The sequence below is a fragment of the Staphylococcus sp. LKG4-2 genome, assembly GCF_050955665.1.
Taxonomy (GTDB): Bacteria; Bacillota; Bacilli; order Staphylococcales; family Staphylococcaceae; genus Staphylococcus; species Staphylococcus saprophyticus.
In genome coordinates, this window is the sequence record NZ_CP194532.1 from 1,921,634 (window position 1) to 1,937,344 (window position 15,711).

Consider the following 15,711-nt stretch of genomic DNA (forward strand, 5'->3'; position numbering starts at 1 on the left):
CCTTATATTCAAACACTAAATAGATATTTTCAGATTCAATAATCCATTATACTATAGATTATCTAAATCCGCTATTGCTCTTCGTCATATAATTGTTGTAGTTTTTGAAGCCTAGGATCGATTTGCTCTGATTCAGCAGATGCTTTATCTTTCGCAATTTCAACCGCTTGTTCTTCGTCAATAACTTCCCAACCATTACCTTCTCGTAACATCTGATCGCTTTCTTTTGAAAAAACGCGCATTGGTTTTTCAATAATAACTAGTTCTTCAGCAATATCTTTTAGATTTATCATACCGTCTGTTGCATCATGGTAATGTTCATCTTCATCTTCATCATTTTCAAACTGCTCATATCCTTCTAAATCAAAAATCTCTTGAGACTTGATATCAATAGGAACTTCAACAGGAACTAAAGTACGTGCACAAGACATCGTATACGTCCCAGTCAAATGCATATCTGCAATGACTTCACTTGATCTGACGGTTAATTCACCTTCAACATCAATATCTGATAGATCTATTAAATCTAATGATTTTACTAAATGATCAAAATTAACCGTTTGATGGAATTCAAAAGGTTTATCTTGGAATTTTCTTAATTGCGTTATTGACCATTTCATATGGCTTCACCTCTAACAAGCACAAAATTTATTTTAACTTTATAGATATAAGTTGTCAAGATTTTTTCTTAACACAGTTACATCTGTTACAATATCTATAATGAATTCTGAAAGGAAGAATTGCAAATGAAAAGCGTTGCACTAGTCACTGAATATAATCCCTTCCACAATGGTCACTTATACCATGCCCAACAATCAAAGTCAATAACCAACTCTGACATTTCCATAGCAATCATGAGTGGAAACTTTGTGATGAGAGGCCAACCCGCAATTTACAATAAATTCACTCGTGCAAAAATGGCATTACGTGCCGTCGACCTTGTCGTAGAGCTTCCAGCTTATGCATCAGTGTCTGCAGGTCAATATTTCGCAAAAACAGCTGTGCAGATAGCAGATTATTTAAAAGTTTCTCATTTATCATTTGGAAGCGAATCGGGTAATATGGATGATTTTCTATCATTGGCACAGTCTATTGATAAAATTGAGCAATCACCTCTATTTTTAGAAAAATTAAAAGAAGGCAAAAGCTACCCAAGAATCTTAAGCGAACTGATTACTGATAATGACTTGCTATCATCGCCCAACAATACATTAGGCCTTTCTTATGTGAGAGCAATCCAAACATACGCACCATCAATACAACCATGGACGATTTCCCGATTTCAGTCTGCCCATCACGATAATGAAATCTCTCACCAAACATTTGCAAGCGGCACTTCTATTCGTCAATCATTAATGAATCAAACGGATCTTTGGAAAGATGTCGTACCATGTGAGATACATAAGCATTATGAACGACCTCATATCTCTATTGAGGATACATTCAATTATTTAAAATATGCAATTTTAAGCCAAGATGCCACATCATTAGCACAGATTTATACCATGAGTGAAGGCATTGAAAATCGCATACTTCAAACTATTGAACAAGCGACAAGTTTTGAACATTTAATGACGCTATTAAAAACGAAACGTTATACCTATACGCACATTCAGCGTTTACTTATGAATATACTTTTAAATTTTAAAAAACATGATGAGCCTGCCTCAATTAACGCTGTGCGTATCCTAGGCATGTCTGAACGTGGACAACAGTATTTAAAACAAATTAAAAAATCGTTTCCAGAAAGAAACTTTGTGACGCAAGTCAATAAACAAAACGCAAATTTATTTACTAATGAGATACATGCTACTAAAATTTACAACCTTATTTCAGGTCAAACTGCAAACGACTTTAATACACCAGTGATACGGATTTGATACGGATTAAAATACCAAGCATGGTCATTTAGCTTTGCAATTGCATAAGGGAGCGGGACAGAAATCAGCTTTTTAATAATGATTTCGTTGTCCCGCCCCCACAAGGCTGACTAGAATGCTAAAAAACATGCTTGTGTGCATTTAGCTTCAGCCAGCTACTGTGTAACACTAACCAACAAGTTGGTAAGCTACTTTGGTTTACAATTGCCTTGCAATTGCATAAGAACCACTAACCAACAAGTTGGTAAGCTACTTTGGTTTACAATTGCCTTGCAATTGCATAAGAACCACTAACCAACAAGTTGGTAAGCTACTTTGGTTTACAATTGCCTTGCAATTGCATAAGAACCACTAACCAACAAGTTGGTAAGCTACTTTGGTTTACAATTGCCTTGCAATTGCATAAGAACCACTAACCAACAAGTTGGTAAGTGGTTCTTTATCATTTTTTAAACTTTTCGTTTAACGCTTTTTCAACATGTACAGGTACAAAGTCTGAAACGTTTGCTTTATATGCTGCAACTTCTTTCACAACGCTAGAACTGATGAATGAATAATTTGTACTCGTCATCATATACATTGTCTCTACATTGCTGTTTAATTTTTTATTCATTGATGTAAGTCTTAATTCATATTCAAAATCACTCACAGCTCTTAATCCTCTTATAATCGTTTCTGCTCCAATTTTGTCACAAAAATCGACTAATAAACCATTGAAATGATGAACTGTTACGTTATTCAAATGTTTCACTGATTCTTCAATCAGCGCGATACGTTCTTCTATTGAAAATGTGCCTGACTTACCACTATTTTTCAATACACAAATATGTAGTTCATCAAAGCGATCCGCACTTCTATCTATGATATCGATATGACCATATGTAATCGGATCGAAACTTCCTGGAATGACTGCTTTAGTTGTAGACATATTAATCTCCTTTTTCTAATAACAAAGTGTCTGTCAAACCATAATGATAACGTTTTATCTCATGGAATGGCTCCGTCTTGATTTTTTCATGATGTTTAAACTCACAAACGATAATACCATTTTCTTTTAATAAATTAAACTTTGCAATACCTTCCAATGCTTCATCAATTAACCCTTTTTCATAAGGAGGATCTAAAAATATTACATCAAATTGTATTTCTCGTTTGGCTAAGGCCTTTAAAGCACGATCAGCATTGTTTTTATATACTTCTGCTTGTGTATCAATATTAAGGTTTTTTAAATTTGCTTTAATGACTTTTACAGCTTTAAAATTTTGATCAACAAATATCATTTGGTCAATGCCTCGAGATAATGCTTCAATTCCAAGTGCTCCACTACCAGCAAATAAATCAAGACCAATGCCAGAAACTTCGTGTAAACTATTAAATATACCTTCTTTTACTTTATCCATTGTCGGTCTAGTATTGCGTCCTTCTAAACTCTCAAGCGCCTTACTCTTATGTATTCCAGAAATTACTCTCATATGATTTACACTTCCATTCTCAAAATATATTTTATATAATGCATACTGCAGATAAGGAGGCATCGTATTTTGAAACAATCATTTATAAAGCTCGGAGAAGGCCTTACAGATTTATTCGAATTTAATACATTAATAGAATATAACCACCAACGTATAGCACATATCGTTTATTTTCATTCTCCAAATTGTGCACACGCACGTTCATCTGTCGCTATCATCATGCAACCAACCAGTGAACAACATTTCCAAGCAATGTATATTATGCTTAACGCAGTGAAATACCCTTACCCTGATTCCAATAAAAAATTTGAACTGATAAATAACCAGGCTGAAAAATATCACGTCAATATAAAAGCTGTTGACGTCCAGCCCGCCGAACGATTTCACGACACTGAATTATATTTTAATTATTTAACAAGTGTCTTGCGCTTACAAAGATGGATTCCACCTTTGCAATAATATAACAAAAAGCCACTATAGCTATTGCATATACTATTGTGGCTTTTCTATTGTTAACGCTGATATAGCAACTGCTTCAGTCAGTGTGCAGCAGTATCGTTAAGTTCATATTATAAAACTTCATGCTGTTCTTTCTCATAAACTTTCTTCAAATATTTATAAGGTGAACCTTCCACATGCTTCACGTATTTTAATCTCATTAATTTATCAACAACTTGATCCGCTTCGTCTTCATTAATGTACATGACAACAAATCTCTCTAGTCTATTAGTACTGACAATATGCCCGAATTTACGTACTTGTCTTTCATGCTTCATATGTTTTAGATATATAATTATACTTGTTCTTGGTACAATATTCATTTATTCATCACTCCATTTATTAGCTATTATATAATATCATGGCTTTTCCATTTTATAAATAATAATTATTTTGATGTAGCATGAACTTTTGCTATATTACTCTATATACCCAAATTTGAGGAGGAAGGCTCGTGACAAAAATTAATAACATAATTAAAGCTGGATTTTTAGGCACAGTCGGTTTGGTAGGAAGTTTAATTTTTATTAATAAATATAAAACACAACCGCATAATCAAAGTATACCACCTTTCTTTTCTAGAACTGCACCATATATTTTTGCACATCGAGGTGGTATGGCTGTCAGACCAGAGCAAACTAAGCTTGCTTTTGATAATGCAGTCGCACATGATATAGATGGTTTTGAAACAGATGTCAGACTTACGAAAGACCATAAACTTGTAGTATTTCATGATGCTACTGTTGATCGTACTACAAATGGATCAGGTAAAGTATCTGAACACACCTTAGCAGAATTAAAACAACTAGATGCAGGTTATCGATTCACCGATATTAATGGGACTAAAGTTTATCGTGGACATGAAGATGCCAAAATATTATCATTTGATGAATTATTAGAACATTATCCAAATCAATTAATTAATGTGGATTTAAAAGATGACCCCAAAAGCAAAGAAGGTGAATTAGCGCCAGAAATCATTTATGAAGTCATCGTTGCACACCATGCACAAAAACGCGTTTTAGTGACAAGTTTTCACAGTCAACAAATTGAAAGATTTAATATAATTAGCCATGGTACTGTGGCGATTGGTGCAAGTCAAAATGAAGTAGCTGAAGGCGTATTGAAATTCTTCACAGGTCTTGGCAATACTTTCCAACCTCGTGCGAATACGTTTCAAATGCCTGTTTCTTTTAACGGGATTAAGCTAACATCGCCCAAGTTTATACAATGGTTAAACGAACGAAATATCGTTCCAGGCTACTATGGTGTTAACAATTTAGATATGATGAATGATTTAATCTTTTATGGTGCACATACCTTAGTCACTGATCGACCTGATTTAGCAGAAAGATTTAAAAATACGTATCCCAAATAATATTATAAAATAAACGACAAGTGCTATTTACAATGATTTCAATATCTGATTAAATTCACAAAAAAGGAGGCAGAGTCCTGTTAGCGCTCTGCCTCCTTTACTATTTTCTTAAAAATTCCAATCTATCTTTTATAATGAACAACCACATGAACCGCCAGTGGCACAACCACCTGATTCTTTTTGGAAAAATGGATTGCCCGCTTCAATCTTCACATTCTCAGAAACTGCGTAAGCAATTTTCACAATAACTTGATCTATCAATTCCTGCAAAGCAACTTCTTTTTGTTTATAATCCATCACTACATCAAGCATTTCATATGCACGTTTACGTTTACGTGTTTCTAACATGACACTTTGATAATCTGGATGATATTTACCAAACCGCATAATTTCATCATATTTTTCTTTAGATTTTAAGAAAGCTTGATAAAGTAGATGCGCTTCATCATCATTGGCTAATGTCTGTTCAGCTGTTTTGTATGCTTTATATAATCGAGATTGTAATATTTTATCACTGAGCATTTCTATTTCATCTAGCACTGTTAAAGTTTCTTCTGTAATCATCGTCGTCCATCTCCTTTCTATTTATCCTCTACGAAAATAAGTGTGTAATAACCATTTGTTACTTCGCCACCCATTTCATTATATTTTGAATTTAACATCCTTGATCTATGGATATCCGAATTTAACCAACTATGAATCAACGTAGGTACTTCATTAAAATCATATCCTACGTTTTGACTCGTGGAGACAAATGATATTTTTTGTTCATTCAACTGTTGTTTTAAAGCATCTTCTGTAAATTCAACACTATCAGTCCCTGTAGCTTCATACAAGTTAAATGATGCAATATGAGCTATATCATTGTTAATTTTAAGTGGCTTGGCATCCTTTAACTTTCTCATTTCATTTGTAATTTCATATAATGTCATCAATTGATTTGAATTTTGCTCATAGGGCAAATCACCATGCTCACTTTGAACTTCTTTATCTTCTTGAGAACTTAACATTTGATATGGTTTAAAGGCTGCTAAGGCTTCGCTATCTAAATATCTAACAGCTACAATTTCATTTGATTGTTGGTCAATATAAATTTGTGCATAAATATTTTTAAACTTTATAAGTGTTTGCGTCTTCATATCTAAATCAGATAATTCAAGTTCATATTCTTTACCATCAACTTTAATCGTTGGTTCAGGATTAATACTGTATTTCTCAAAAACATGTGATGCATTATCGGAAATCTTTAATGGATCGACTTTTGCATCTTTACCAGTTGCGTACACAGATTTAATAATATTATGCTTTGTTGTAACAAGATAATATTGATTATGCTCTTTAAATATATAATTTTTAAAATCACCTTTATATGAATAAACCCGTTCAGCTTGCCCATATGTATTTGTAAGTTTTTTTAGGTTTTGACCTACCCACGTACCGATACCTTCTTTTGGCATCGGATTTTCAACTGATTCCTCATTTTTATTAATATTTTCATTTTGAGTAGTCTTCGTTGAATCTTTATTAGGATTCTCCAAAACATCAAACTTTAAACGTGGTGAGTAAAAAAGGTAAATCAAGAAACATATTAATAACAGTACACCAATAATTTTAATTATTAATTTTTTCATCGCTCACCCACCTATACTTCTCTTTCATTTATTGTACATGTTTCAATATATCACAAACAAGGCATGCCGTCGTAATATTAGAAGTATATTGTAAAATACGACAGATTTTCAACATATTACGCTCTATTACAAATTAAGGTAATACACAACTCAACTTTGGGTATACTATGAAATAAGAGGTGAAAATGCATGTCAATGATACGCATACATGGCGCAAAGCAAAATAATTTAAAAAATATTTCTGTTGATATACCTAAACATCAAATAACTGTTTTTACTGGGCGTTCGGGTTCAGGAAAATCTTCTTTAGTGTTTAATACAATTGCCGCAGAATCAGAACGGCTTTTAAACGAAACTTACTCAACATACATACAACATCAACTAGCTCAATTTTCAAAACCAAAGGTCGACTTAATCGAACATTTACCAGTGGCAATGATTATAAATCAAAAAAGATTAGATGGAAATTCTCGCTCTACAGTCGGTACAATCTCGGACATCTATGCATCTGTGAGATTACTTTGGTCACGAATTGGCAAACCGTTTGTTGGTTACTCAGATATCTTTTCATTTAATAATCCTAAAGGTATGTGTGAAACTTGTTCAGGGCTTGGTTACGTTGAGGACATTGATTTACATGAATTATTAGATTTTAATAAATCGCTCAATGAAGATGCGATACGTTTCCCTTCTTTCAGACCAGATAGTTGGCGAGGAAAACGCTATTTATATTCTGGTTTGTTTGACAACGATAAAAAATTAAAACATTTTACCAAAGAAGAACTAGATACCTTCTTGTACGCTAAGCCAATGAAAATTAAACACCCACCAGAAAACTGGCCTAAGACTGCAAAATTTGAAGGTCTCATCCATAGATTTAGACGTTCATTTTTATTGAATGACAACTTTGAAAAAATAAATTTAAAGAAGCGATTGATAGAGTGGTTACTTCTAAAAAATGCCCTACTTGTCACGGAAAAAGACTGAGCACTTCAGTTTTAAAGTGTAAAATCAATAACTTAGATATTGCTGATTTTACAAATTTATCAATTGATGATGCTTTAAAATTCATCAAAAAAATTGATTCACCAAAAGCAAATGTCATTATTGAACCATTGCAACAGCAGTTAGAATCATTGAGTTATATCGGCTTAAATTATTTAACTTTATCTAGAGAATCCACCTCTTTATCAGGTGGAGAATCACAAAGAATTAAACTCATTAGACATTTAAACAGTGCGTTGAGTGATTTAGTATATATTATTGATGAGCCGAGTATTGGACTTCATCCAGAAGATATTCAGCGTATTAATGAAATTATTCTGTCCTTGAAAAATAAAGGGAATACAGTTTTAGTAGTCGAACATGACCCAGATGTTATAAAAATAGCCGATTATATTATTGATTTAGGTCCTTTAGCTGGCAAATATGGTGGTGACATTACTTTTACAGGTAGTTATCATGCGTTACTCAATTCAACAACACATACAGGTGATGCTTTGCGCAGAATGCACCAATTAAAATCACCGAATTTAAGCGCTTCAAATTTCATAAATTTAAAGAATGTTTCTCGTAACAATATTAAGAATATGACTGTGACACTGCCTGAACAAGCTATGACTGTCGTAACTGGTGTTGCAGGTTCTGGTAAAAGTTCGTTAATCCATACAGGTTTAGAAGCGCTAGCAGACACCATTTTTATAGACCAAAAACCAGCGCATGCTTCGAGTCGCTCCAATTTATTGACTTATTTAAATATATTTGATGATGTGCGCTCATATTTTAGTGAAGTAACCGGTTTAAAGAAATCGTTGTTTAGCTATAATTCTGCAGGTGCTTGCCCTGAATGCCACGGTAAAGGCATTATCAAAACAGAGCTAGCCTTTATGCCAGATTTCACACAAACATGTGATGTTTGTCATGGTAAACGATACAAACCAGAAGTGTTAGATGTTAAAGTGGAGGGGTATAATATTGCTGATATTTTAGCATTAACGGTTGATGAAGCAATCACCTTTTTCAATAAAAATAAGGATATCGCTCAACCACTCCAAGCTTTAAAATCAACTGGTTTAAACTATATGACATTGGGACAAACACTTGATACATTGTCTGGTGGCGAAGTACAAAGAGTCAAATTAAGTAAATACTTAACAAAGACTGTCCACCAACATATCTTTGTTTTTGATGAACCAACGACTGGTTTACATGAAGATGATATCCCCATATTAATAGATTGCTTTAAACGACTCATCGATGAACACAATACAGTTGTTATTATAGAACATAATTTAACGATGATGACTTATGCTGATTGGATTATTGATATCGGCCCATTTGCAGGTGAAAAAGGGGGCCAATTACTTTATCAAGGGGAACCTCAAGGTTTACTTCAAATAAATGCGTCGCTTACAGCCAAGCACTTAAAAAGATATACAGAACGCTAATTGTCTTGTTAGCTATTCAAAACAAAGAGGAGTCATCTCATTGAGATGACTCCTCTTATATGCCTTTTAAAAAACTAACGCTTTATTTATTGATTATTATAATCCAAACGTTGCTTTAAGTAGCGATGTTGTCTCGCCACCTGGATATAATACGTAAAGCAATAGGTATACAGCTACACCTGTAATAGCTGTACAGAACCAGACAATCGATGCTATAGGTCCAACAAATCTATGTACCTTAAATTTATCTTTAAAGGCGGTAATGATTTGTACAAGTCCTAAAATGCCCCCGATTGTTGCCAAATTAATGTGGAAAATCAAGAAAATTGTATAATAAATTTTGATAGAATCTGGACCACCAAATGCAGTATTACCTATAAAAATTGTTCTTGAAGCATAAATGATAAAGAATGCTAGTGCAAAAAATGCTGCAGCCAACATTACCTTTTTATGACTTTCAATTTTTCTTTTCCATATTTGACGCCAACCTATTGCAATAAGGATTGCACTAATTACAATAAAGCTTGTACTGATTGTGGGTAAAATTGGTAAGTTCATATAATACATCCTTATCATAAGTTATTAAAACATTTGAATGAGCGAGATGACAACAACGAGTACGAAGAAAACGACTAAATAGTTTAGTGAATATATAAACATTTTTGTTGCCCATTTTGTTTGATCTGTATCTTTTTTGAAGCTTGTTAATCCTAAGTAAAGCCATCCTAAATTTAATAAAGTAGCTAACACAATAAATGTAACACCTAAGCTACTTAATAAGAATGGTAGTGGTAACAAGACAACTAACCAGAAAAACATACTTACTCTCGTACGATTAAATCCTTTAACTGATGGTAACATTGGTATATTTGCTAATGAATATTCATCCTTACGTTTAATTGCTAAAGCATAAAAATGAATCGGTTGCCAACAGAAGATAACTAAGAATAGTGCAACGGCTACTAAGCTTATATTTCCTTCTATCGCTGTCCAACCAATTAGCGGTGGAACTGCTCCTGGAAAACTACCTATGACTGTATTCCAAACCGTATGTCTTTTAGACCAAATTGAATAAAATGATACATAACCAACAATGCCCAATAGACCAATAACGCCTGAAGGTATATTGAGTGCAAATAGTAATGCTTCCCCTATAAGCATCATTCCAAAGCTGAGAATTAATAAATTTCTATTTGAAATTCTTTCATTAACTGTAGGTCTCTGTTGTTTACTTGGCATGATACTGTCAATATCTTGATCGTAGTAATTATTTAAAGCACATGCGCCCCCCATAATTAACGTAGAGCCCACTAACATCATTAAGATTTGTGGTATTGACGAGAGGAAGGAATGATTTGCCAACACAATCGCTAACCATGATCCAGCAAATGCAGGAATTAAATTCCCTTGAACCAAGCCCATTTTGATGATTTGCTGTAACTCTTTAAAAGTTACACGGCTAGAATTATGCGCCAAAGTTTGTTCTTTGTTCATAATTTCCCTCCTATTTTTTTCATATAATACAATGATATATTAATTTTGTTCAATTGACTACATTAATGTAAAGATATTTGTGACACTTTATCGACATTAGCAAAAAGTCATTTTTGTGACACATTTTATTTGCTATTTATTGTTATAATAAAATTTAAGATTTATGAACATATAAAAATATATAAATGAGATGTATCATTATGTATACCTAAGTTGCTTTTAGCACTACTGGGCGTAATTAAATATTTTCATTATTATATTTTTAAAGTGGGGGGTTAATTCTTGTTTAGCAAAAAAAACCTTAAATGGTTATCTGTGTTAGCAACAGTCATAATGGCTTTTGTTCAACTTGGTGGCGCGTTAGTAACAAAAACAGGTTCAGCAGATGGTTGTGGATCTGACTGGCCACTTTGTCATGGCGCGTTCTTACCTCAAAATTTACCAATCCAAACATTAATTGAATTAAGTCATCGTGCAGTATCTGGCTTATCATTAATTGTCGTTTTATGGTTGGTTATTGTTGCTTGGAAACATATTGGTTATATCAAAGAAGTTAAACCATTATCTTGTATTAGTGTTGGTTTCTTACTAATTCAGGCTTTAGTTGGTGCGGCAGCAGTAATGTGGCAACAAAATGCATATGTATTAGCACTTCACTTTGGTATCTCTTTAATTTCCTTTTCATCTGTATTTGTATTAACTTTAATTATATATGAAGTTGACCGTAAATATGAAGCTGATGAATTGTTTATTAGAAAACCATTGAGAATTTATACATGGATTATGGCACTCATTGTTTATATGACGATATATACAGGTGCTTTAGTAAGACATAAAGAAGCAAGTTTAGCGTATGGTCAATGGCCATTACCGTTTAATGATTTAATGCCACATAATGTTCAGGATTGGGTAAATTTAACACATAGAGGTATGGCACTCATTGCCTTTATTTGGATTTTAATTACATTTATCCACGCCGTAAACAATTATAGAGAAAATCGTACAATTCGTTACGGTTATACAGCGGCATTTATTTTAGTTATCTTACAAGTAACTACAGGCGCATTATCCATTATTACTGAAGTTAATTTATTCATCGCATTGTTACATGCATTGTTTATTACATTACTCTTCGGATTAATCGCATACTTTATCATATTAATGTTACGTACAATTCGAAGTGGCGGATAATTAACGTTTTGGGTATATAATCACATAAAAAAGCAAGCTCAGTTTTTAAGAAAACTGAGCTTGCTTTTTATTTTTAAACTAATCAACAGGTTCTTTTTCAATTTCAATCAATAAGTCGCCTGTTTCAATCGCTTCACCACTTTGTACTGTTACTTTTTTAACAACGCCATCAAACGGTGCTTGAATCGTTGTTTCCATCTTCATAGCTTCAGTAATCAATAACGCTTGACCACTCGTTACAGATTCTCCTTCAGCAATCTTCACTTCCGTAACTGAACCTGGCATTTGTGCACCAATATGATTTGGGTTTAATTTATCTGCTTTTGGCTTAACACTTTCATTCGCCTTAACATTTTCATCTTGAATAAAGATACGTCGCGCTTGGCCATTCATATCATAAAAGATTGTACGTATACCTTTTTCATCTGGTTCCGTAATTGTCTTAAGTGTAATGATTAAACGTTTACCTGTATCAATTTCAATCTCAACCGTTTCATTTGAACGCATACCAAAGAAGAATGTTGGCGTATCTAAAAGAGACACATTTCCAAATTGTTTTTGTGTTGCTATAAATTGTTCGTAAACTTTAGGATATAGCACATAACTTATGATGTCTTGTTCTGTTACTTCTCTCTCTTGTTTTTCTTCTAATTCTTTTCTTACTGCTTCAAAATCAACAGGATCTAAATGTTCCCCTGGTCGATCTGTATTGGCAGATTGCCCTTTGAGAATAACTTTTTGTAACGTTTTATTGAAACCATTGACCGGCTGTCCAATATCACCTTTAAAGAATGACACAACTGATTCAGGGAAATCCAATTTATAGCCATCTTTTATAATAGTATCTTCATTTAAATCATTTTGTACCATGTACAATGCCATGTCACCTACAACTTTAGATGACGGCGTTACTTTAACAATATCACCAAATAAGAAGTTCACACGTCTATACATTTCTTTTACTTCATTAAATCGATTGCCTAATCCTAAACTTTTAGCTTGTTGGCTTAGGTTCGAATATTGACCACCAGGCATTTCGTGTTTATAAATTTCAGTATTAGGTGATTTAATATCACTTTCAAAATCACTGTAATATTGACGTACTGTACCCCAATAGTGTGATAACTCTTCCATACCATCTACATCTGCACGCATATTTCTATCAAATCCATTTAATGCATAATATAAAGAGTTGCCACTTGGTTGGCTTGTTAAACCACTCATAGAAGCTACTGCAGTATCAATGACGTCTACACCTGCATCTATAGCTTGTTTATACACTAATAAACCATTTCCACTTGTGTCATGTGTGTGTAAGTGAATTGGTAAATCAACCGCAGCTTTCAATTCTCCAATTAGTTCATTGGCAGCTTTAGGTTTCAATAATCCCGCCATATCTTTAATCGCTAATATATGGAATCCTTCACGTTCAAGTGTTTTCGCCATATCAACATAGTATTGTAAAGTATAAATATCCGAACGATTTGGATTTAATATGTCTCCTGTATAACAAATCGTCCCTTCCGAAATTTTACCCGCTTCTTGTACAGCTTCATTGGCCACTTTCATTTGATCAACCCAATTTAAAGAGTCAAAGATACGGAACACGTCTATGCCAGCTTCTGAACTTTCTTTAACGAATTTTTTTATAACATTGTCTGGATAATTTTTATATCCAACAGCATTTGAGGCGCGTAATAACATTTGGAATAAAACATTTGGAATTTCTTTTCTTAATCTTTCTAAGCGTTCCCATGGATTTTCTTTCAAGAAATTATACGCAACATCAAAAGTTGCACCGCCCCACATCTCTAATGAAAAGCTGTCTTTCATTACTTGAGCTGTTTTAGAAGCAATATTCATCATGTCTTTTGTTCTCACACGTGTAGCTAATAATGACTGATGCGCATCTCTAAATGTAGTGTCGGTGATTAATACATCGTCTTGCTCTTTTAACCATTCTGCTACTGCCTTAGGTCCTTTAGTATCCAGTATTTGTTTCGTTCCCTCTAATTTTGCTATTTCTTTTCTAGGGATTTGTGGAATTGGCGATGTTTCATAGATCGGTTTAGGTCGTTTTTCTACATTTGGAAATCCATTAATCGAAACATTACCAATATATTCTAACGTTTTTGTACCTCTATCTAATATCGGTTCAATATCAAATAACTCAGGTGTCTGCTCAATGAATTTAGTAGTATAATCACCTGTTTTAAATTGCTCATTTCTCATAACATTAATTAAAAACGGAACATTGGTTTTCACACCACGGATTCGCATTTCTTGTAATGAACGACCCATTTTTTCATTTGCTTGTTTGTAAGACATAGCGTGTGTAGATAATTTTACCAATAACGAATCATAATAAGGTGAAATTTCTGCACCTTGGAATCCATCACCAGCATCTAATCTCACTCCAAAACCACCGCTTGAACGATAAGCTATGATACGTCCAGTATCTGGCATAAAATCATTTGTTGGATCTTCAGTAGTAATACGACATTGAATCGCATATCCTAATGTTTTAATATCTGCTTGACTTGGCATACTTATTTCTTCGTCAAATAGATTTTCACCATCAGCAACAAGTATTTGTGTTTTAACGATATCAACACCTGTAATCATCTCAGTAATCGTATGTTCCACTTGAACACGCGGATTAACTTCAATGAAGTAGAATTCTTCGCCCGATACAAGGAATTCCACCGTACCTGCATTGACATATTCAATATTTTCCATTAATTGGATTGCTGCTTCACAGATACGTTCCCTTAAATCATCTGACAATGCAACTGAAGGTGCCACTTCTACTACCTTTTGGTGTCGTCTTTGTACAGAACAATCACGTTCATATAAATGTACGATATTACCATGTTCATCACCGATAACTTGTACTTCAATATGTTTCGGATTGTCTATATATTTTTCAATATATACTTCACTATTACCAAATGATTTTTCCGCTTCAGATTTAGCTCGATGGAATGCGTCTTCTAATTCATCTTCCGATTGTACGATACGCATACCTTTACCGCCGCCACCACTTGTCGCTTTAATCATCAATGGGTAACCTGCTTCATTAGCAAATGCAATCGCATCCTCTTGATTATCAATAGGACCATCCGTACCTGGAATGACTCTTAAATCCGCATTAATCGCTGTTGTTCTTGCCTTAACTTTATCGCCAAACATGTCTAAATGTTCAACACGTGGACCAATAAATTTAATTCCTTCTTCTTGACATCTACGAGCAAATGTTTCATTTTCACTTAAAAAGCCATAACCAGGATGTATCGCATCTACATCTGCACGCTTAGCAACATCAATGATTCTTTCTATATCTAAATAAGATTCAGCAGGTCCTAAATCTTTGCCTACTAAATAAGATTCATCTGCTTTATATCTATGTAAAGATCCTTTATCTTCATTTGAATAAATTGCAACTGTTTTAATATCTAATTCTGTCGCTGCCCTAAAAATTCTTATTGCTATTTCACCACGATTGGCTACCAAAAGCTTGTTTATTTGTTTCACATCATGGTCCCCCTTAAATTTTGAATTTTCTAAAAAGTTAGATATGATTTTCATTATAGCAAAATACGAACAATGTATACAGTAATAAATTATTAAGTTTTATCTTGAAACTATTTATAAGATGTTAAATTGTAAAATTTTTATAATTTAAATGTACTTCTTCCGAATGAATCGAAAGCCTTACTA

At 33.5% G+C, this 15,711-nt stretch carries 13 protein-coding genes and 1 pseudogene; 5 read left to right on the top strand and 9 right to left on the bottom strand.

Annotated elements, in window-relative coordinates:
- Positions 1 to 71: 71 nt before the first annotated feature.
- Complete coding sequence (locus ACM6UH_RS09420) at positions 72 to 620, bottom strand: YceD family protein (RefSeq protein WP_002483644.1); 549 nt, start codon at positions 618 to 620, stop codon at positions 72 to 74.
- A gap of 126 nt (positions 621 to 746) precedes the next feature.
- Between ACM6UH_RS09420 and ACM6UH_RS09425 the strand changes: the two genes are divergently transcribed.
- Entirely contained in the window at positions 747 to 1,880 is a 1,134-nt protein-coding gene (locus tag ACM6UH_RS09425; protein ID WP_047503097.1) for a nucleotidyltransferase, read from the top strand.
- A gap of 442 nt (positions 1,881 to 2,322) precedes the next feature.
- Here ACM6UH_RS09425 and coaD read toward each other — a convergent pair whose 3' ends face one another.
- Positions 2,323 to 2,808, bottom strand: coding sequence for a pantetheine-phosphate adenylyltransferase (gene coaD, locus ACM6UH_RS09430; RefSeq protein ID WP_011303393.1), 486 nt, complete (start codon positions 2,806 to 2,808; stop codon positions 2,323 to 2,325).
- A 1-nt stretch (position 2,809) separates the two neighbouring features.
- On the bottom strand, positions 2,810 to 3,352 hold the full coding sequence (gene rsmD / locus ACM6UH_RS09435) for a 16S rRNA (guanine(966)-N(2))-methyltransferase RsmD (RefSeq protein ID WP_047502430.1): 543 nt from the start codon (positions 3,350 to 3,352) through the stop codon (positions 2,810 to 2,812).
- 69 nt (positions 3,353 to 3,421) lie between these two features.
- Between rsmD and ACM6UH_RS09440 the strand changes: the two genes are divergently transcribed.
- A complete protein-coding gene (locus ACM6UH_RS09440) occupies positions 3,422 to 3,811 on the top strand; it encodes a DUF7147 family protein (protein WP_011303395.1) in 390 nt (129 codons plus the stop codon).
- A gap of 110 nt (positions 3,812 to 3,921) precedes the next feature.
- Here the strand turns inward: ACM6UH_RS09440 and ACM6UH_RS09445 are convergent, their stop codons facing one another.
- Entirely contained in the window at positions 3,922 to 4,173 is a 252-nt protein-coding gene (locus tag ACM6UH_RS09445; protein ID WP_011303396.1) for a YlbG family protein, read from the bottom strand.
- 131 nt (positions 4,174 to 4,304) lie between these two features.
- Between ACM6UH_RS09445 and ACM6UH_RS09450 the strand changes: the two genes are divergently transcribed.
- Positions 4,305 to 5,228, top strand: a complete 924-nt coding sequence (locus ACM6UH_RS09450; RefSeq protein ID WP_011303397.1) for a glycerophosphodiester phosphodiesterase — start codon at positions 4,305 to 4,307, stop codon at positions 5,226 to 5,228.
- A 129-nt stretch (positions 5,229 to 5,357) separates the two neighbouring features.
- On the opposite strand, the gene ACM6UH_RS09455 is transcribed toward ACM6UH_RS09450, so the two are convergent.
- Complete coding sequence (locus ACM6UH_RS09455; RefSeq protein ID WP_002483650.1) at positions 5,358 to 5,792, bottom strand: YlbF family regulator; 435 nt, start codon at positions 5,790 to 5,792, stop codon at positions 5,358 to 5,360.
- Between the two features lie 17 nt (positions 5,793 to 5,809).
- Entirely contained in the window at positions 5,810 to 6,859 is a 1,050-nt protein-coding gene (locus ACM6UH_RS09460; protein WP_011303398.1) for a CAP-associated domain-containing protein, read from the bottom strand.
- 189 nt (positions 6,860 to 7,048) lie between these two features.
- Between ACM6UH_RS09460 and ACM6UH_RS09465 the strand changes: the two are divergent.
- A pseudogene (locus tag ACM6UH_RS09465) lies at positions 7,049 to 9,306 on the top strand (ATP-binding cassette domain-containing protein).
- Between the two features lie 96 nt (positions 9,307 to 9,402).
- Here ACM6UH_RS09465 and ACM6UH_RS09470 read toward each other — a convergent pair.
- Entirely contained in the window at positions 9,403 to 9,864 is a 462-nt protein-coding gene (locus ACM6UH_RS09470) for a DUF420 domain-containing protein (protein WP_011303401.1), read from the bottom strand.
- A gap of 24 nt (positions 9,865 to 9,888) precedes the next feature.
- Positions 9,889 to 10,800, bottom strand: a complete 912-nt coding sequence (gene cyoE, locus ACM6UH_RS09475) for a heme o synthase (RefSeq protein ID WP_002483654.1) — start codon at positions 10,798 to 10,800, stop codon at positions 9,889 to 9,891.
- A 282-nt stretch (positions 10,801 to 11,082) separates the two neighbouring features.
- On the opposite strand from cyoE, the gene ACM6UH_RS09480 reads away from it, so the two are divergent.
- The gene (locus ACM6UH_RS09480) at positions 11,083 to 11,991 is read left to right on the top strand and encodes a COX15/CtaA family protein (RefSeq protein WP_011303402.1); all 909 of its coding nucleotides are present in this window, start codon (positions 11,083 to 11,085) and stop codon (positions 11,989 to 11,991) included.
- 78 nt (positions 11,992 to 12,069) lie between these two features.
- Here the strand turns inward: ACM6UH_RS09480 and ACM6UH_RS09485 are convergent, their stop codons facing one another.
- A complete protein-coding gene (locus ACM6UH_RS09485) occupies positions 12,070 to 15,525 on the bottom strand; it encodes a pyruvate carboxylase (RefSeq protein ID WP_433911956.1) in 3,456 nt (1,151 codons plus the stop codon).
- Between the last annotated feature and the right edge of the window lie 186 nt (positions 15,526 to 15,711).

Excerpts from the sequence above, each read along its gene's own strand:
- ACM6UH_RS09425 (WP_047503097.1), top strand. The coding sequence starts at position 747 with ATGAAAAGCGTTGCACTAGTCACTGAATATAATCCCTTCCACAATGGT.
- ACM6UH_RS09445 (WP_011303396.1), bottom strand. The coding sequence starts at position 4,173 with ATGAATATTGTACCAAGAACAAGTATAATTATATATCTAAAACATATG.
- ACM6UH_RS09460 (WP_011303398.1), bottom strand. The coding sequence starts at position 6,859 with ATGAAAAAATTAATAATTAAAATTATTGGTGTACTGTTATTAATATGT.
- rsmD (WP_047502430.1), bottom strand. The coding sequence starts at position 3,352 with ATGAGAGTAATTTCTGGAATACATAAGAGTAAGGCGCTTGAGAGTTTA.
- cyoE (WP_002483654.1), bottom strand. The coding sequence starts at position 10,800 with ATGAACAAAGAACAAACTTTGGCGCATAATTCTAGCCGTGTAACTTTT.
- ACM6UH_RS09470 (WP_011303401.1), bottom strand. The coding sequence starts at position 9,864 with ATGAACTTACCAATTTTACCCACAATCAGTACAAGCTTTATTGTAATT.
- ACM6UH_RS09420 (WP_002483644.1), bottom strand. The coding sequence starts at position 620 with ATGAAATGGTCAATAACGCAATTAAGAAAATTCCAAGATAAACCTTTT.
- ACM6UH_RS09455 (WP_002483650.1), bottom strand. The coding sequence starts at position 5,792 with ATGATTACAGAAGAAACTTTAACAGTGCTAGATGAAATAGAAATGCTC.
- coaD (WP_011303393.1), bottom strand. The coding sequence starts at position 2,808 with ATGTCTACAACTAAAGCAGTCATTCCAGGAAGTTTCGATCCGATTACA.